Below are 17,636 nucleotides of genomic sequence, written 5' to 3'. Positions count from 1 at the left end.
CTTGTCTTTTAGGGAAATTAACGCTCGCAAAGACGGGCCAAAAGGGAGGACGCCGCATGGCTTATGAAGGCATGGAAGACCGCAATCGCATTGAAGCGGAAATGACATGGGAAGAGCGCGACGTGCCCGTCACGCTTTATGGCCTTCTGAGCCGTACCACGGCGAAATTCCCCAACCACAATGCCTTGAGCTATCAAATTTTTTCTGGACCCAACGACAAAAAAGAGACCTTTAACTGGCAACAGCTCAAGGACAAGACAACACAAGCCGCAAACCTGTTCCGGTCTTTGGGTGTTGGTTCCAAGGATGTCGTGGCCTACATCTTGCCCAACTGCAACGAGACTGTGTTGACCCTTTGGGGCGCTGGCGTCGCGGGTATTGCCGCCCCCATCAATCCGCTTTTGGAACCCGAACAAATCGCATCGATCCTGCGCGAGACCGGTGCAAAAGTTGTCGTCACATTGCGTCCGTTTCCAAAGACCGATGTTGCTGAAAAGACCGCCAAAGCTGTGGCATTGGCCCCTGATGTGCACACGGTCCTTGAGGTTGACTTACTGCGCTATGTCACTCCGCCCAAAAGCTGGATCATTCCGCTGATCCGCCCAAAGATGAAGCCGCCCGCCGGAAAGACCTATAAGAATTTCAACGCGGAACTGAACAAACAAAGCACGTCGTTGCAGTTTGAAGATGTTCAAGAAGATCGCGTTGCATTCTACTTCCACACTGGCGGCACAACTGGCATGCCCAAGGTTGCGCAACACCTGTACTCGGGCACCATCTACAACGGCTGGCTTGGCGCAGAGATGTTGCTGGATGAGAACGACGTGTTGTTGTGCCCGCTGCCATTGTTCCATGTGATGGCGTGTCAGGTGATGATGATGGGCGCTATGGCTTCTGGTGCCCATGTCGTCTTTCCGACGCCGCAGGGATACCGTGGCGAAGGTGTCTTTGACAACATCTGGAAGCTTGTTGAGCGCTATAAGGTGACGTTTGTTGTCTCTGTTCCAACAGCTTTGGCAGCCACCATGCAGCGTGCCGTTGATGCGGATATTTCGTCGGTGAAGACCGCGTTTTCTGGATCCGCCCCTTTGCCGTTGGAATTGTTCAAGCGATTTGAAGAAGCGACAAACATGACCATCGTTGAGGGCTACGGCATGACCGAAGCCACGTGCCTTGTGTCGGGCAACCCCGTGGATGGTCTCAAAAAAGTAGGATCTATCGGCATTCCCTTTCCCTACACCGATATCAAGATTGTCAAAGGGTCAGCGAACGGCGACGTGGAAGCTGGTGTCGATGAAATCGGCGAGATTTGCGTATCCAATCCGGGCGTCTACGTCGGAAACACCTATACCGAGACCGAAAAGAACGCGGGCCTGTATTACAACGACAGTCATTTGCGCACAGGCGATCTGGGGCGTGTCGACAGCGACGGGTATCTGTGGATCACGGGCCGTGCCAAAGACCTGATCATTCGCGGGGGCCACAACATCGACCCTGCCGAAATCGAAGAAGCCTTGCTGGCGCATCCGGCTGTTGGATTTGCAGGCGCCATTGGTCAACCCGATGCGCATGCTGGTGAAATCCCCTGTGCCTTTGTCGAACTTGTTGACGGTGCCACAGTCACCGCAGACGAATTGATCGCTTTTTGCAAAGAACATGTTCAGGAACGCGCGGCCCAGCCCAAGCACATCACCGTTATGGACGAGTTGCCCAAAACCGCTGTTGGAAAAATCTTTAAGCCTGACCTGCGCAAAGACGCCATCACACGTATCTACAACGAGGCCCTGAAAGAGGCCGATGTGCCTGCGCGTGTTGTCAGTGTCACGGAAGACAAAAAGCGCGGTTTGGTGGCGCAGGTTGATGCTAATGGGACGTCGGACACAGCGTTGCAGACGGTTCTTGGTGACTTCATCAACCCATGGGAACATGCAGGCGCTGTCGCCACTGCCGCTGAATGATGCAGGACTATCAAGCCCTTCTGGATGATGAAATCTGGGCGTTTTTGGATAAAACCGCCCAGTTTTACCCGCCGGATGCGGTGGATTTGACGGTTCAGGAACAACGCGCGGTCTATGACCGGATGTGCGTTGCTTTTGACTTTGGTCGGCCTGATGGTTTGCGGGTGTCTGATGTTCCCTTTGGGGGCGTGCCATGTCGCATCTATGAAAACGCGGAAGACAGTGCGACGACCGTGTTTTTCTGCCATGGGGGCGGCTTTGTTGTCGGTGGGTTGGACAGCCACGACAGTGTGTGTGCGGATATCTGCACCCAAACAGGGTTTAAGGTGGTGGCGGTGGATTACCGGATGTCGCCAGAGCATCCGCACCCTGACGACTTCAATGACGCATGGGCCGCTTTCGAAGCCGTTGCCGCATCAACGCAGGGGCCTATCGTATTATGCGGTGACAGTGCGGGGGGCAATCTGGTTGCGGCTGTGGCCCATCATGCCCGCGGCAGCATAGAGGGGCGCATCACCGGGCAATTGCTGATCTATCCCGGCTTGGGCGGGGATATGACCAAGGGCAGCTACATTGATCACCCCGAGGCACCTGGCCTGACCACAAAGGACATGGCCTTTTATTCCGCCATTCGTGCAGGCGGGGCCGATAAAACGGGTGATGCGACGTGGGCCCCGTTGCATGACAGTGACTTTTCCGGTCTTCCGGCGACGGTGGTTTTGACGGCGCAATGTGATCCGCTGTCCAGCGACGGCGCAGCCTACCGTGACGCTGTGACCGCTCAGGGTGGCAAAGCCGTTTGGTTGGAAGAGAAAGGCCTTGTGCACGGACATTTGCGTGCGCGGCGGATGTCTGCCAAAGCCGCGCTTAGTTTTGACCGCTCCATTGCGTCTTTAAAGGCGTTGTCTTTGGGGCAATTACCCCAGCTGTAGTGTCATTTGGTTCGCAGGCTTTGCTGGGTCCGGTCAAAAACGTCAGGTCAAAAACGATTTGGCCTTCATTGTGTCCGGAATCTCTGCGCCCAATCTGGACAAAATCGTAGGGGCCAGTTGCAGCTGGTTGATGACGTCATCCGGGGCAGGGCCGTCCGCATCGCCAAAATAGTACAAGGCGGCTTCTTGTTGCAACGCGCTGCGCCCACCGTGATGGCCGCGTTCATCCTGACCGTGATCTGCCGTTACAATCACCTCATATCCTGCTGCACGCCACCGCGGGATGAACGGTGCCAGCATTTCATCCATCACATGACAGGCGTGGTCCATTTCCTGACAGTCATGGAAAAAACGGTGCCCCATGCTGTCGAGGGTGCAGGTGTGCAGCATCCCGTAGTTCAACCCGAACCGCAGGCACAGGTTTGTCAGCGTCCCAAACAGGTCCACATCAGACGGGGTCATCTGATTGGCGTGGCCGTACCCTGTCATCGAATGGAACCGGCCATGATTGATGCTGGTGCTTTCGGGTTCGTCATATTCGATGTCACGCACGTAATCGAAAGGGTGGCGATTGAAGAACTCTGACCAGAAGCTGTGTGCGACGGCCCCCGTAATCCCCCCCGCTTTACGTGTTTGGGAAAAGACGTCCGGATGGGACAGTTTGAACACGTTGCCATTGCCTGTGCACCCGTGTTCGGCCGGTGCAACCCCTGTGTGGATTGAGGCGTAGCAGGATGCCGAAATCGACGGCAGCACAGACCGCATTTTCCATACCCGCGCGTCGCCGCTGTCGACCCACCCTTCAAGGTTGCCAAACAGGCGGCGCCAGTTGCGGTAGGGAACGCCGTCCAAAATGATCAAAAGCAGTTTGCGGTCCATGGGTTAGGCTCCTGTTGTTGTTTGTGCGTCGATGGCGATTTGGGCCAGCACCTGCATCGCTTCATCTGCTTTGTCCTCGGGTACAAAGACATGATCGTGGAAAAATCCGGCAACTGGATTAACGCCCATGTCGTGTGCCGCCAGTTTTGTGGCAATCACAGCCATGAACCCGACAGCTTCCAATGCCGAATGCACATCCAATGTGATCATGCGACAGGCAAAGGCGTGATCAAGCCCGTGTTTTTCGGCATCTTTTTGAAGCATGATCAGGGTTGGACCTTTGGCTTCATGAAAGACCATACGCGCAGGTAGGTGATCTGTAGGGCTTCCGGGGGGCCGTGTGACAAAAACATAAACGCCATCCACCAAGGTGGCTTTCAGCGTCTTCAACAACGTGGAAAGTTCCAGTTCGCCGGTTTCAATTCCGGGTGTTTCGGTCGTCATTTTGCTGTTCCAAGTCCCTGTGCTGCCATCACTTTGGGTTCAATCGGATTTGCATGCAAGGCGTCCCCCGCGTAAGTCTGCGGGCATTGTTTGAAAAATCCGGTCAGAGCCAATGAACCAAACCGATATCCCGATTTTCTATTCGTTCCGTCGTTGCCCTTACGCGATACGGGCGCGATTGGCGTTGGCTGTGGCGCGGGTGCAGGTGGATCTGCGTGAAGTTGTTCTGCGTGACAAGCCAGACGCATTTTTGCAAACCTCGCCCAGCGGAACGGTGCCGTGTTTGCAACATGCCGAGGGGGTGATCGACGAAAGCCTTGATGTGATGATCTGGGCGTTGCAACAGCACGATCCCCAAGGTTGGCTGGATATGCCCGCCGAAGGCTGGGACTGGATCGCGCGCTGTGATGGTGCGTTCAAAACCGCATTGGACCGCACCAAATACGCGACGCGATACCCTGACGTTGATCCGCAGGCGGAACGCGCCAAGGCGATGGCCTTTCTGCAGGATTTGGATCAGCAGATTAACGGATGGGTGTTTGCACAGCCCACCATCGCCGACTACGCGATACTGCCGTTTGTGCGCCAGTTCGCCTTCATTGATAAGGCGCAGTTTGATCGCGAAGCCATACCGCAGGTGCAGGCGTGGTTGGCAGGTTTTTTAGGCACACAAGCGTTTGCTGATGTCATGGGCAAATACCCGCAGTGGATCGCGGGCAGTGACGGTATCGTCTTTCCTGGCACCCTTTGAAGTCACGGTGACGTGATGCGGCGTGTGATTGGTGTGAATGGCATCAAAGCGGGTGGCACGGGTAGGGTTGCGCCTATTGCACCAAGGAGTTGATTTATGAAACAGACCCGCAAAACCCGCCAAGCCGCGGCACGGCAGAAAAAGTCGCAACCATCTGGTGCTGCGCAACCGTCACGGCGCAATGTGCTGAAACTGTTGCGCAATGGCGCGATTGGCGGGGTTGTTTTGGCGGGGGGCGGTTACGTTGCGCGTGGGTCGTTTCAAGCACATGCGGCGGAACATGATCTAAGCCGTCTTGGGCAGGGCAAACCGGTTGTGGTGCAAATCCACGACCCGCAGTGTCCGACCTGTACGTCTTTGCAACGCGAAACGCGCAAGGCCCTGAAAGAGTTCGGGGAGTGCGACATCGTTTATCTGGTGGCAGATATCATGACCGAAAAAGGTGCCGCCTTTGCCGCAAAATACGGTGTGCCGCATGTGACGCTGCTGTTGTTTGACGGGGCAGGGGACTTGCAACAGACTTTGCAGGGCATGCGCCAGCGAGACGAGCTGCAACAGGTGTTCACATCCCACCACGCGGCCTCAACTTAGCGATTAATTAGAAGTACGGGATCGCGTTCCTTGAGTGAATACGATCCCGTATGTGTTGGCATGCCAATGGGGCGCTTAGTTTCCGGCGCTCACCATTTTTCGACCTGCAATCACTTTTTCCAACCACCCCAGTTCCATTTCTGGAACAGAAGATAGCAGCAGGTCTGTGTAGTCATCAAAGGGCGGTGCCAGCACGTCGGACTTGCTGCCGTAGCGCACGACTTCGCCTTGATACATGACCGCAATGCTGTCTGCGATGGCTTTGACAGTGGCCAGATCGTGGGTGATGAACAGATACGACACGTCTTCGATCTTCTGCAGCTTCAAAAGCAGCTTCAGGATGCCATCCGCAACAAGTGGATCAAGGGCCGACGTAACTTCGTCGCAGATGATCAGCTTAGGCTTGGCAGCCAAGGCGCGCGCAATACAGACACGCTGCTTTTGGCCGCCCGAAAGTTCGGCCGGATAGCGGTCCTGAAACCCGTCGCCCAGTTCGATTTCATCCAAAAGCTCCTGGATACGCTTTTGTTTTTCCGCACCTTTCAGGCCGAAATAAAATTCCAGCGGCCTGCCGATGATCGTGCCAACTGTTTGGCGGGGATTCATCGCTGTGTCGGCCATCTGGTAAATCATCTGCAATTCACGCAGGTCTTCAAGTTTTCGGCTTGCAAGATCAGCTGACAGATCGCGCCCGTCGAAATGGATGCGACCTTGTGATTGTGGCAAAAGCCCTGTGATGACGCGCGCCAGCGTGGATTTGCCGGACCCGGATTCCCCGACCACGGCCAGGGTTTGCCCGGGATGCAAATCGACGTTGATGTTTTTCAACACGTCAAAATTGGTGCCCTTGTAGCGTGCGGTGACGTTTTCAACTGTCAACAAAGGTCGGTCTGTGGGCGTCTTTTCCTCGTGATCGATCGATCGGACCGACACAAGGGCTTGCGTATATTCTTCACGTGGTGCGTTGATGATCTGGTCTACGTCGCCGTATTCCACCATCTCGCCTTGGCGCAACACCATGATGTGGTCGCTGACCTGTGCCACAACGGCCAAATCGTGAGTGATGTACAGGGCTGCAACGCCGGTGTCTGCGATGGCTTCCTTGATCGCTTTCAACACGTCAATTTGGGTGGTTACGTCCAACGCAGTTGTGGGTTCGTCAAAGACCACCAGATCGGGCTGTGGGCACAAGGCCAGCGCGGTCATGCAGCGCTGTAGCTGCCCGCCCGAGACCTGATGCGGAAACCGTGATCCGATGTTTTCGGGATCAGGCAGGTCGAGTTTGCGAAACAGCTCCACGGCGCGGGCTTCGGCGTCCGATTTGGAGAATTTGCCTTGCTGGATCGCGGCCTCAGTCACCTGTTCCATGATCTTTTTCGCAGGGTTAAAAGAGGCGGCGGCAGATTGCGACACATAGGTTACTTCCGCGCCGCGCAGTTTGCGGATGTCACCGCGCCCCGATTGCAAAACATCACGGCCGTTGACCCAGACTTCGCCGCCCGTCAGCTTCACACCGCCGCGCCCATAGGCCATGGCGGCAAGACCGATGGTGGATTTGCCCGCACCGGATTCCCCGATCAGCCCAAGCACTTTGCCCGGCATCACGTCAAAATCGACGCCATGTACGATTTCGATGTCGTGGGGTTTGGCGTCAGGTGGGTAGATTGTGGCCCCGATTTTCAGGCCACGGACTTTGAGAAGTGGTTCTGTCATTGTGTCACCTGCGTGGGGGCTCTGCCCCCACACCCCCGAGGTTTATTTGGCGAGATGAAAGGGATGAAGATCATTATCCGCGCCCCCCTTTGAGAGATGTGGTGCGGTTCAAAACCCAGTCCGCCACGAGGTTCACAGAGATCGCCAGCGTACAGATGGCCACAGCCGGGTAAAGAGCGGCCCCGATGCCAAAGTTGATGCCGTCTTTGTTTTCCTTCACGATCCCGCCCCAGTCGGCCAGCGGTGGTTGCACACCAATGCCAAGGAAGGACAGTGTCGAAATGAAGAGAACCATAAAGATGAACCGCAGCCCCATTTCAGCCACCAAAGGTGACAAGGCATTGGGTAGAATTTCACGGAAGATGATCCAGAAGATCTTTTCGCCGCGCAACCGTGCGGCTTCGACGTATTCCATCACGGAAATATCCACGGCAACAGCCCGCGCCAATCGGAACACACGGGTGCTGTCCAACAACCCCATGAGCACAATCAGTGTCAGCACTGTCACATCAATGGCGGACAAGATCACAAGGGCCAGGATCAGCGAAGGAATGGACATCATCAAGTCCACAAACCGCGACAGGACCTGATCCAACCAACCACCGGACACAGCCGCAATAAAGCCCAGAATAGAGCCCGTTGAAAAGCTGAGGATGGTTGCGGCAGTGGCGATGAAAATAGTGGTTTGCCCGCCGTAAATCATACGCGTCAGCAGGTCCCGCCCGATTTGGTCGGTGCCCAGCCAATGCGCGGCCGAGGAGGGCTCCCACACGTCGCCTACGGCTTCGGCCATGCCATACGGGGCGATCCAGGATGCAAAAATTGCGGCGAAAAAATACAGGCCCGTCAAGGTCAGGCCAATCATAGCGGATAGGGGGATACGCATCAGAATGCTCCCGAAGTTTGATACAAGGCAGGGCGTGCGGTGATTTGTGGGTCAAAAATCACTTTGGATGCCTCAATCTTGGGTTTGACAGAATGGATACAACGTCGGCGATCATGTTCAGCACAATGTAAACGGCTGCAAAAATGACACCGGACGTCAGCACCACAGGCACGTCGCGTTTTACCACGGCATCCACCAGATATTGTCCCATGCCCGGATAGGCAAAAACGGCTTCGACCACGACAACACCAACCACCAGATAGGCAAGGTTCAGCATGACGACATTGACGATGGGCGCGATTGCGTTTGGGAAAGCGTGTTTGCGGATCACCTCAAACGTGGTCAAGCCTTTCAGCTCTGCGGTTTCGATATAAGCGGACTGCATCACGTTCAAAATGGCCGCCCGGGTCATGCGCATCATGTGCGCAAGAACCACCAGCGTCAGGACGGTCACGGGCAGCGAAATGGCATGCAACTTGTCCAGCAAGGGCATGTCAGGCGACACATTTGCGAATGACGGGGCCCACTGCAACTTAACGCCAATCACAAAAATCAGGATATAGGCCAGCATGAATTCCGGCAAAGAAATGAACGTGAGCGTAGAGCCCGAAATCACTTTGTCAGGCCAGCGGTTTTGGTAACGCACGGCAATCAGGCCCAGAAGAATAGCCAAAGGAACAGAAATCAAGGCAGCCCAGCTGGCCAGGAAAATAGTCGCCCCAAGGCGTTTGCCGATTTGTTCACTGATGGAGAGTTTGTTGGACAGGGCATTGCCCATATCGCCTGTCATCATGCCACCGATCCATTCGGTGTAGCGCGTCAGGGCAGGGCGGTTCAGCCCCATTTCCTCGCGCAGGTTGGCAAGGCTTTCAGGGGTGGCGGCTTGGCCCAATTGGGCTTGTGCTGCGTCGCCGGGCAGGATTTCGGTCAAGCCAAAGATAAGTGCAGAGGCGGCGAAGAGCAGAATGATGCCCAGCGTTAAACGCTGGGCAACAAGTTTAAGGATGGGATGCATAAGGTGTCCTTACGCCTTCCATGTCTTGGCGAAAGCAGTCCAGTACATTTGTGGACCCGACGGGTTGGTTTCCCAGCCCTGAACGTCTGAGGACACAGCATCCACAAAGTCGTTGAACATCGGCACCATGACGCCGCCTTCTTCGTTCAACAAGCGACCCATTTTGGAATAGATCTCTTTGCGTGCGCCTTCGTCCAGCTCTGCGCGGGCCTCCAACAGCATCGCGTCGAAATCCTCGCGCTTCCAGCGGGTGTCGTTCCAGTCTGCTGTAGACAGATAGGCCGTGGTATACATCTGGTCCTGGACCGGACGACCACCCCAATAGGATGCGCAATATGGCTGCACGTTCCAGACTTCGGACCAGTAACCATCGTTTGGTTCACGCTTGATTTCCAGTGGAATGCCTGCCGCTTCGCAAGATTGCTGGAACAAGGCTGCCGCATCAACCGCACCCGGGAACGCACCATCTGCAACGCGCAGGATGATAGGCGATCCGTCATGGCCGGACTTTTTGTAATGCTCTGCCGCCTTTTCAAGATCGAACGCGCGCTGCGGGATCGATTCATCAAACAGCGGGTAGGCTTCGTTGATGGGCATGTCGTTGCCGACCGATCCAAAGCCTTGCAGGATTTTGTCGACCATTTCCTGACGGTTCAACGCATACTTCAACGCAAGGCGCAGATCGTTGTTGTCGAAAGGTGCTGTGTCGACGTGGGCGATAAACACATAGTGGCCACGGCCCGATGTTGTGCGCACATCGATGTTTGGTGCACGACCCAACAGTTTCGCGATCTTTGGTTCAACACGGTTGATTGTGTCGACCTGACCGGATTGCAACGCAGCAGTCCGCGCTGTTGCATCGTTCAAAACGATCACTTCAACAGCGTCATAGTGGCCCATTTCGTCTGCAGCCCAGTGGTTGGGGTTCTTTTTGAACGTCATACGCACGCCCGGCTCATCGGTTTCCAGCGTGTAAAGGCCGGTGCCGATGGCGGCAGCCACGTCATCAAAGCCACCGTTGGGCTGAATGATCAAGTGGTAGTCTGCCATCAGATACGGCAAGTCGGCGTTGCCGATGGCCAGCGTCAATTCAAACACGTCGCCGTCGGCGCGCATAGATTCGATGCCCTTCATGATGCCCAAAGCACCGGACTTGGAATCCTCGTTCGAGTGGCGCTGCATCGTTGCCAGAACGTCTTCGGCTGTTACCGCGGCACCGTTAGAGAATGTGATCCCCTGACGGACTTTGAAACGCCATGTTTTAGCATCTGAAGAGCCTTCCCAGCTTTCCGCAACACGTGGTTCCAGACCATTCGGACCCGCATAGGCCAAGGTCTCACCCCAGCAGAAGCCACCGGCGATTGGCACATCAGAGGCCCATGTCGCAGGGTCTTGGCTGTTTGTTGATTCGCCACCCTGCACGCCCATTTTGAACGTGCCGCCTTTGACGGGCGTTGCCGCATAGGCTGCATCCGCAAGGAAAGATGTGGCAACAGCTGCGGACACACCAAGTGCTGCAGCTTTGCTCATGAATTCGCGGCGTGTCATGGTGCCGGCCTTTACCTTATCCGTAAGGTGTTGTAGTTCCGTCGTCATCAAATCTTCTCCCGTGTTGACTACATCCGCGCGTCTGTGGCGCGGCTTTTTCTTGATTGATGAATCAAGTTTGCGCATTAATGCCGCGCTCGCAAGTGTTAATAACGCTTTCATGACACAGATGCGTCAGATGCCGTTCCGTTCTATTTTGTCTGTGATGTCGCGTTCATAGATCAGCACGTCATTTTCGAAGGCTTCCATTTTCGCGGCAAGGTAGAAATGCGTCGCGTCCGACCACATGTCGCACCGTGCCTCTGTGCGCAGACGCAAGTTGTCGCGCTCTATCTCGTCGCTCCAGTGGCAAGAGCCGCTTGCAGACAGCGGGTCATTCGGGTGAATGTCCCAGCGTTCGCGGGCAATAGAGCCGTTGATCAGGCCATGATCCAGATCGCGGACTTTCCCAAAATCATCCTCGATGACCAAAGATACGATGCCTGTGGTCATGTCGGTTTCTTGGCGACGTATGTGGTTTTCGGGACGTAGTGTTTCAGTTTCCCATGGTGGTGCCGCTTCGGGGGCTGCGAACTGCGGCGTGGGGCGCTGCTTGCTTGGGCCCAAAGAAGTGGGCAGGGTCGCGGCCCCCTTCACGATACGCAGTGATGTTTTTTCGGGCGATGGCCAGATCAGCGGCCAATAAGTGTCAGACACCGCAATGCGTAGCCTGTGACCTGCAGGAACGGTGTAGGCCACATTGTCCAAATTCAATGTGCCCCACCCCCATTCGCCGTCTACCAAATCATGCGGCGCTTGTCCGGCGATAGGGGTGTTCAGGTTCAATACGCCATAGGTGATGCGGGTCGATGCCCCATCGGGATGCACATGGTTCAAGCGGACTGCAATCTGCGCCACAGGTTTGTCAGATGCCACACGCAAAAAGATATTCGGCGCGCCTGTGATGTTCAGATCAAAGGTCAAGGGATCGCTGTCCCATGTGGCCGACAGCGCATCGTCGCGGCGTTGGTCGCCGGGCTGTTCGGGGCCCAACCATATGGCGCAGTATTCACCGGCGTCCATTCCACAATCCTGGGGCGAGGATACCGACACGTTGATGGGCTCGGGCGGATGTCCCTCAGTCAGAGTGCCGTCTTGCTGAAAGGAATATCGGGCCGCCGGGGCGTGGATGCCTGTTTCCGGCCATCGGTCTAAAGCGCGCCAATGACCGGGGCGCTCTGCGTACCACGTCGCAGGACGCACACCGTCCATCTGGTAGACGCGGTAAGGTGGATCTTGATCCACCCCGGTGTCTGCATCCTTCAGCCATGTGTCCCACCACCGCAACGCCTCTTGCAGAAAGCCGATACGCGGTTCGGGCACTGCAAAATGCGGGTATTTGTGGACCCAGGGTCCGATGATACCTTTGGCGCCGGGAATATTTTTGACAATCTGTGGGACTGCATTTTTGTAGGCATCTCCCCAACCGCCAACAGCGAGAACCTTGGCCTTGATTGTATCGTAGCTTTCACAAACGGAGCCGTGTTTCCAATAGTCGTCTCGTGTCTGGTGGCGCAGCCATGTGGACGGCAGGAAAGGTTCGTTTTCCAAACGCTCCAACCACATTTCGCGCCAGTCCTCACGCAAGGCAGGGTCCGGTGCCCGGCTGGAATAGGACCACATGGTCGCCCCCCAGCCCAGATTTTCATTCAAAAGGCAGCCGCCCTTATAGTGGATGTCGTCGGCAAAGCGGTCGACAGTCGAACATAAAGTTATCACCGCTTTCAAAGGCTCAGGCGTCATCGCGGCAACTTGTAACCCGTTGAACCCGCCCCAGCTGATGCCCATCATACCCACGCGGCCGTTGCACCAACCTTGTGTGGCAAGATGGTGAATGACTTCAACGGCATCATCCAGTTCCTGTTGGGTGTATTCGTCTTCCATCACACCATAACTGTCGCCATTGCCGCGCATATCGACACGCACGCAGGCATAGCCGCGCTGCGCGAAATAGGGATGGGTCAATGCGTCCCGCGCGGTTGTGCCGTCGCGCTTGCGGTAGGGTAGGAATTCGAGGATGGCAGGCACCGGATCATCACCGGCATCCTTTGGCATCCAGACGCGGGCCGACAGGCGGGTGCCATCGGACAGGGTGATGCCATAATCGGCGTTTTCTTCGATGGCGCGGAGTTTTTGATGTGTCATGGCGCGACGGTGCGGCGAAGGTGGTGTGGCTGTCAAGCGGGCGCGGTGCGTACCCGGGTCAGGTCCGTTTGGCGATCAATATGTCCATCACGTTTGTTCCTGTCGGTCCGCTGCGAAACAACGCCCCACGGGCGTCCAGCCACGGGGCGGCATTTGCAGTGTTCAAAGCCTCTGACCCGCTCACGTCCCACGTGTGCCCGTCCACCAAAGCGCCCGCCGCATCCGTTGGCCCGTCTGTGCCATCGGTGCCTGCAACCAGAATTTGCACGCCTTCGATCCCCGCAATTTCGCGGGCCAATAGCAAAGCCAATGCCATGTTGCGTCCGCCTTTGCCGGGGTTGGGCGGCAATATCACTGTTGGCTCACCCCCTTTGATGTGCAGGCCCGGACCTGCCGCAAGCACTTGGGCCGCGATGCGCGGTGCCAGCGCTACGACATCGTCGTAAAGGTCTTCAGTATTGCTTAAAACAACGCCCGGCGCCGCATGTGCTGCTGCCGCACGGGCGATGGCGTTGCTGGCGACGATGTATGGGGCAAAATCAAACGGTGTGTCAGCAGGCGCATCGCCAATGCCTGACCCTATGACGCCCAAAGCGTCCCCCTCGACATCGGAAATGGCAAGGCTGGTGATGCGTTGCCCTTTGAAGCGTGCCAGAAGTTTGCCGCCCTTTATTGCGGACAGATCTTTGCGCAGCGCATTGATGGCGTGAATGTCTTGCCCTGACGCAAGCAGGGCTTGGGTGCGGTCCGCAAGATCGCCCAAAGACAACCCGTCCACGAGATGCTCGGCCAAAGCAGAGGCACCGCCGGATGTCAGCACCAGCAGATGTGTGTCTTGGGCCATATTGTCCACGGCGTCGATCAACCGCGCCCCGGCTTTCAGACTTTGTGCATCTGGCACGGGATGTGCGGCTTCGATAATTTCCGCGTTTTGCGGGGCGTCATTTACATGTCCGTGCTTTGTCACAATCAACATGGGCAAAGGGCCAAAGGCATCATGTGCTGCTGCGGCCATAGATGCGGCCGCTTTTCCAACTGCAATCACCGCGTCAGGGCGCATCACATTGTGCTGACGCAGCGCATCGCACACAGCGCGACGTCCAATGACGGCATCAACGCCTGCCGTCCATATGGTGACCAAATCATCTGCTGTGGACATCTTTGGCCCCTTTTGTTGCTGGCGGTGCCACAATAAGGACAACACTTCTGCCCCGAATTGAAGGCCACATGTACCCAAAGCCTCACGAAATAGCGATTTTGGTGAAAAAAGAGACTAGCCCTAGATTCGCCTTTGCGTTAAGTTGCAAAACACAGAACGCAAGCAGAGCGGCAAAAAAAACAACGCCTGCTGAAGAAAAACACAAAATGAGACCCGCATTGAATGGGTTTCGAGGTAGAGTGGTGGTGTTATGAAGGCGATTGATTTCGTCGTCCGTGATGGTGCGGGCGCATTAAATCGTGGTACGGTATCAGCAGAGGCTGAAACGACTACAATCCAGGTCACAAATGGTCAGGAAATTTCCCTCAATCTGCGTCAAGTGGACATGGAGGGGCATTCGCGCAGCGGCGACGATTTGAGCATCGTGCTCTCGGATGGCCGCATTATCGTGATCGAGAATTACTTCAATGACGCTGGCGAGGCGAACCGCCTGTTCATCAGCGCCGACGGCTACCTGAATGAAGTTGCATTTGTTGAAACAACCGATGGTGGCCTTTACGCCCAGTTCGGTCCAACAGAGCAGTGGGGCAAATGGAGCCCATCTGATGATTTGATCTATTTGGGTCGCACAGAAGTTGCTGTGGGCCCCGTTGCTGACGACGAAGTGTCCATGCTTGCGCCACTGGGCGCATTGCTGGGCGGTGGCGGCTTGGGTGCCGCAGGTGTCGCAGCTGGCGTCGGCGGTCTGGCCGTTGTCGGTGGTGGCGGCGGTGGCGGTGGCGGGGGGGGTGAACCACCACACACAGAACCAACTGTGGACAATGCCGACAGCACGCCAAGCGTCGGCGGCACGGTGATGCCATACGAGGTTGTTGTGACAGGCACCGGTCATCCCGGCGATCTGGTCGAAGTGGTCGTGGGGGACCAATCCTTGGATACGCTGATTGGCGACGATGGCACATGGGGCGTGACTTTTGACGGTGACAATCTGCCAAGCGACGGCACATCCCAAGCAGACGTAACAGTCACGGGCGGCGGTGAGACATATGATCTGGATGGTCCTGTTTTTCTCATCGACACAACGCCGCCGGAAGTGTCCGTTACATTCGGCACTGAATCCAATGGCGATATCTTTAACGCATCCGAATTGGATGGCGGCGCGACAGTGGGCGGCACCGGTGAAGCAGGTGCATCCGTCAGCGTGACCGTCGCGGGCAACACGCAAACGACCACAGTGGGCGACGACGGATCTTGGTCCGTGACATGGCCCGCAGGCACATTCGCTGGCGGCGAATATTCCGAGACCATGACGATTGTGGCGACAGATGCGCTGGGCAATGCCTCGACCTATTCTGAAGTTCTGGTGATCGACACGGTCAGTGAAGTTGTCATCAACACATCAGCTGTTGGCGGTGATGGTACTGTAAATGGCGTCGAAGCTGCCGGTGGGATCACCCTGACAGGGTCCGCGCAGGCTGGATCGACTGTAAGTGTGACATTCGGATCGACAACTCTGGCCGCGACTGTGGCGTCTGACGGCAGCTGGACGGTGGATTTCCCCGCCTCAGCGGTGGCGTCGGGCGAATACGATGCAACCGTGACCGCGGTTGCGACGGATGCCAACGGCAACTCTGCGACCACAACGGGCACAGTGCAGGTCGACACCTTTGTAAATGCCTTCAACTACACCTCTACCGCAGGCGGTGCAGACGGTGTGATCAACCAAGCCGAAGCACAATCGGGTCTGGTGGTCACGGGGCAAGCCGAACCGGGTTCAACAGTCTCTGTTGTTCTGGGTGGGGTGACAACAACAGCAACAGTTGCCGCAAACGGCAGCTGGACTGCGACCTTCAGCAGCGATCAGCTGGCTGGCGGCACATACACCACGACCATGACGGCGACAGCCACGGACGCGGCAGGCAACACGTCTGAAATCACGCAATCCGTCAGCGTTGATACCGAAGCGGGTCTTTTGACCATCAGCCCTGCGCCGGTCGAAGGCGATGACATCATCAACGCAGCCGAGGCCAGCGACGGTGTTGTCTTGTCCGGTACCGCAGACCCAAGTGCAATTGTGACCGTAACAATGGGCGGCGTCAGCCATACCGTAGTGACGGGCGCAAACGGCGTCTGGAATGCAACATTTGCAGCAGGCGAAATCGCACCGGGCACGTACACTGCCAATATCGAAGCGACCACAACAGACGCTGCAGGCAACACACGCACGGCCACGGACAGCGTTCAGGTAGACACGCAGGTCGACAACATGTCGGTAAGCGCAAATACAGTTGCAGGTGATGGCGTGATCAACGCGTCCGAACAGGCATCTGGCGTTACCATCACAGGCACAACTGAACCGGGATCGTCCGTAATGGTCACGTTGGGCGGTGTTACCGTGCCTGCGACTGTGGATGCCAACGGCAACTGGACGGCGGCGTACCAATCCAACCAGATCACAACAGGCGAACAAAATGTCGCTTTGGAAGTGACGGCGACGGATGCCGCTGGCAACGTGGCAACCATTAACGACACTGTTGAAGTCGACACATTGGTCAACACGCTGAACTTCTCGGCGGGTAACGTGGCAGGCGACAACGTGGTGAACGCGTCCGAAGCCAGCACGGGCATCAGCCTTGGTGGGCAGGTCGAAGCCGGGTCTACTGTTGTTGTAGACTTCCACGGCACCACGCTGGTGGCGAATGTGGATGCGGCAGGCAACTGGAGCCTGGATGTTCCGGCTTCGGCGATCCCTGCTGGCAGCTATGACGCTGACATTACGGTTATGGCAACCGATGCGCATGACAACACGGCCACGATTTCGGACACTCTGCGTATTGACACGGACGCGCCCGACGGGCCGGTCATGGCATCGCTGACAACAATTGGTGATGGTGTGCGCGGCATTTCCATCGAGCAAACCGATGATGATGTGTCCATTGCGCAGGTTACGGATTCTGCAATCACCGCCACACCGGCGCAATCTGCAGACAACGCATTTGGTGAAACCGAATTCCGGTTTGGCAGTGATGTGCCGGACGGCTCAAACCTTGTGATCACGGCAACAGACGATGCTGGCAACACCGCAGGCACATATGTTGTGCTTGATGACGGCGTTGCAGGATCGACAACGTCTTTGGCGACACCGGGCTTGGGCAATTATCAGGTTGAAACCGTTGATCTGAACTTTGCGGAAGAAGCGCATCTGACAATCAACGAAGCGCAGCTTGTGAACCTGTCCTCGAACACGGATCAGTTGATCGTGACAGGTGGCGGCGACGACCAAGTGACCCTGACAGGCGGACAGGCCGCCGGGACCACAACTGTCGATGGCGCAGATTACAACATCTACAACGTCGGTGCAGGCACCGTGCTGATCGATGATGAAATCACAGTGAATACTGTGATCGGCTAAAGGCTACAGGATTTTGGCCGATCCATTATAATTGAGGCGGGGACGGGATCCACAAAAGCGATCCCGAACCGCGCCCACCACAACAAAATAATAGTACCGGCACGTTAAGGGCAGGACATGGGGCATGGTGTAAAAGGTACAGGCGTAGCCTGTGCAGTAGTAAT

At 56.3% G+C, this 17,636-nt stretch carries 13 protein-coding genes; 5 read left to right on the top strand and 8 right to left on the bottom strand.

What is annotated here, in order from left to right; translation table 11 throughout:
• Positions 1 to 56: 56 nt before the first annotated feature.
• Together ABJL60_RS19905 and ABJL60_RS19900 are read left to right on the top strand one after the other, a co-directional pair.
• Positions 57 to 1,958, top strand: a complete 1,902-nt coding sequence (locus ABJL60_RS19905; protein WP_348285850.1) for an acyl-CoA synthetase — start codon at positions 57 to 59, stop codon at positions 1,956 to 1,958.
• Entirely contained in the window at positions 1,955 to 2,890 is a 936-nt protein-coding gene (locus ABJL60_RS19900) for an alpha/beta hydrolase (protein ID WP_348374108.1), read from the top strand. The genes ABJL60_RS19905 and ABJL60_RS19900 overlap by 4 nt, the downstream gene beginning before the upstream one ends.
• A gap of 42 nt (positions 2,891 to 2,932) precedes the next feature.
• Here ABJL60_RS19900 and ABJL60_RS19895 read toward each other — a convergent pair whose 3' ends face one another.
• Positions 2,933 to 3,769, bottom strand: a complete 837-nt coding sequence (locus ABJL60_RS19895) for an alkaline phosphatase family protein (protein WP_348374107.1) — start codon at positions 3,767 to 3,769, stop codon at positions 2,933 to 2,935.
• A gap of 3 nt (positions 3,770 to 3,772) precedes the next feature.
• Positions 3,773 to 4,213 carry an ACT domain-containing protein gene (locus tag ABJL60_RS19890; protein ID WP_348374106.1) on the bottom strand — a complete coding sequence of 147 codons (441 nt, stop codon included), beginning with the start codon at positions 4,211 to 4,213 and terminating at the stop codon, positions 3,773 to 3,775.
• Between the two features lie 112 nt (positions 4,214 to 4,325).
• Between ABJL60_RS19890 and ABJL60_RS19885 the strand changes: the two genes are divergently transcribed.
• Both ABJL60_RS19885 and ABJL60_RS19880 read left to right on the top strand, forming a co-directional pair.
• On the top strand, positions 4,326 to 4,964 hold the full coding sequence (locus ABJL60_RS19885; protein ID WP_348374105.1) for a glutathione S-transferase: 639 nt from the start codon (positions 4,326 to 4,328) through the stop codon (positions 4,962 to 4,964).
• A 96-nt stretch (positions 4,965 to 5,060) separates the two neighbouring features.
• Entirely contained in the window at positions 5,061 to 5,555 is a 495-nt protein-coding gene (locus tag ABJL60_RS19880) for a thioredoxin family protein (RefSeq protein WP_348374104.1), read from the top strand.
• A 75-nt stretch (positions 5,556 to 5,630) separates the two neighbouring features.
• On the opposite strand, the gene ABJL60_RS19875 is transcribed toward ABJL60_RS19880, so the two are convergent.
• From ABJL60_RS19875 to ABJL60_RS19850, 6 genes are all read right to left on the bottom strand, one after another.
• A complete protein-coding gene (locus ABJL60_RS19875; protein WP_348374103.1) occupies positions 5,631 to 7,268 on the bottom strand; it encodes an ABC transporter ATP-binding protein in 1,638 nt (545 codons plus the stop codon).
• 73 nt (positions 7,269 to 7,341) lie between these two features.
• Positions 7,342 to 8,157 (bottom strand): ABC transporter permease, encoded by an 816-nt coding sequence (locus ABJL60_RS19870; RefSeq protein ID WP_348285873.1) that lies wholly within the window; start codon positions 8,155 to 8,157, stop codon positions 7,342 to 7,344.
• 55 nt (positions 8,158 to 8,212) lie between these two features.
• Positions 8,213 to 9,169 (bottom strand): ABC transporter permease, encoded by a 957-nt coding sequence (locus tag ABJL60_RS19865; protein ID WP_348285857.1) that lies wholly within the window; start codon positions 9,167 to 9,169, stop codon positions 8,213 to 8,215.
• A gap of 9 nt (positions 9,170 to 9,178) precedes the next feature.
• Entirely contained in the window at positions 9,179 to 10,765 is a 1,587-nt protein-coding gene (locus tag ABJL60_RS19860; protein WP_348285858.1) for an ABC transporter substrate-binding protein, read from the bottom strand.
• A gap of 126 nt (positions 10,766 to 10,891) precedes the next feature.
• Positions 10,892 to 12,901, bottom strand: a complete 2,010-nt coding sequence (locus tag ABJL60_RS19855; protein ID WP_348374102.1) for a CocE/NonD family hydrolase — start codon at positions 12,899 to 12,901, stop codon at positions 10,892 to 10,894.
• Positions 12,902 to 12,959: 58 nt separating this feature from the next.
• Entirely contained in the window at positions 12,960 to 14,060 is a 1,101-nt protein-coding gene (locus tag ABJL60_RS19850; protein WP_348374101.1) for a DUF4147 domain-containing protein, read from the bottom strand.
• Positions 14,061 to 14,310: 250 nt separating this feature from the next.
• Between ABJL60_RS19850 and ABJL60_RS19845 the strand changes: the two genes are divergently transcribed.
• Positions 14,311 to 17,472: an Ig-like domain-containing protein gene (locus tag ABJL60_RS19845; RefSeq protein ID WP_348374100.1), complete on the top strand. Its 3,162-nt coding sequence runs from the start codon at positions 14,311 to 14,313 to the stop codon at positions 17,470 to 17,472.
• Positions 17,473 to 17,636 lie beyond the last annotated feature (164 nt).

The organism is Ascidiaceihabitans sp., from assembly GCF_039986515.1.
Lineage (GTDB): Bacteria > Pseudomonadota > Alphaproteobacteria > Rhodobacterales > Rhodobacteraceae > Ascidiaceihabitans.
The sequence above is the reverse complement of the archived record's forward strand: the minus strand, read 5'-3'. Positions and strand labels throughout refer to the sequence as shown.

What these genes read in the sequence shown, in the direction of transcription:
- ABJL60_RS19905 (WP_348285850.1), top strand. Translation starts at nt 57, where the DNA reads ATGGCTTATGAAGGCATGGAAGACCGCAATCGCATTGAAGCGGAAATG.
- ABJL60_RS19900 (WP_348374108.1), top strand. Translation starts at nt 1,955, where the DNA reads ATGATGCAGGACTATCAAGCCCTTCTGGATGATGAAATCTGGGCGTTT.
- ABJL60_RS19895 (WP_348374107.1), bottom strand. Translation starts at nt 3,769, where the DNA reads ATGGACCGCAAACTGCTTTTGATCATTTTGGACGGCGTTCCCTACCGC.
- ABJL60_RS19890 (WP_348374106.1), bottom strand. Translation starts at nt 4,213, where the DNA reads ATGACGACCGAAACACCCGGAATTGAAACCGGCGAACTGGAACTTTCC.
- ABJL60_RS19885 (WP_348374105.1), top strand. Translation starts at nt 4,326, where the DNA reads ATGAACCAAACCGATATCCCGATTTTCTATTCGTTCCGTCGTTGCCCT.
- ABJL60_RS19880 (WP_348374104.1), top strand. Translation starts at nt 5,061, where the DNA reads ATGAAACAGACCCGCAAAACCCGCCAAGCCGCGGCACGGCAGAAAAAG.
- ABJL60_RS19875 (WP_348374103.1), bottom strand. Translation starts at nt 7,268, where the DNA reads ATGACAGAACCACTTCTCAAAGTCCGTGGCCTGAAAATCGGGGCCACA.
- ABJL60_RS19865 (WP_348285857.1), bottom strand. Translation starts at nt 9,169, where the DNA reads ATGCATCCCATCCTTAAACTTGTTGCCCAGCGTTTAACGCTGGGCATC.
- ABJL60_RS19860 (WP_348285858.1), bottom strand. Translation starts at nt 10,765, where the DNA reads ATGACGACGGAACTACAACACCTTACGGATAAGGTAAAGGCCGGCACC.
- ABJL60_RS19855 (WP_348374102.1), bottom strand. Translation starts at nt 12,901, where the DNA reads ATGACACATCAAAAACTCCGCGCCATCGAAGAAAACGCCGATTATGGC.
- ABJL60_RS19850 (WP_348374101.1), bottom strand. Translation starts at nt 14,060, where the DNA reads ATGTCCACAGCAGATGATTTGGTCACCATATGGACGGCAGGCGTTGAT.
- ABJL60_RS19845 (WP_348374100.1), top strand. Translation starts at nt 14,311, where the DNA reads ATGAAGGCGATTGATTTCGTCGTCCGTGATGGTGCGGGCGCATTAAAT.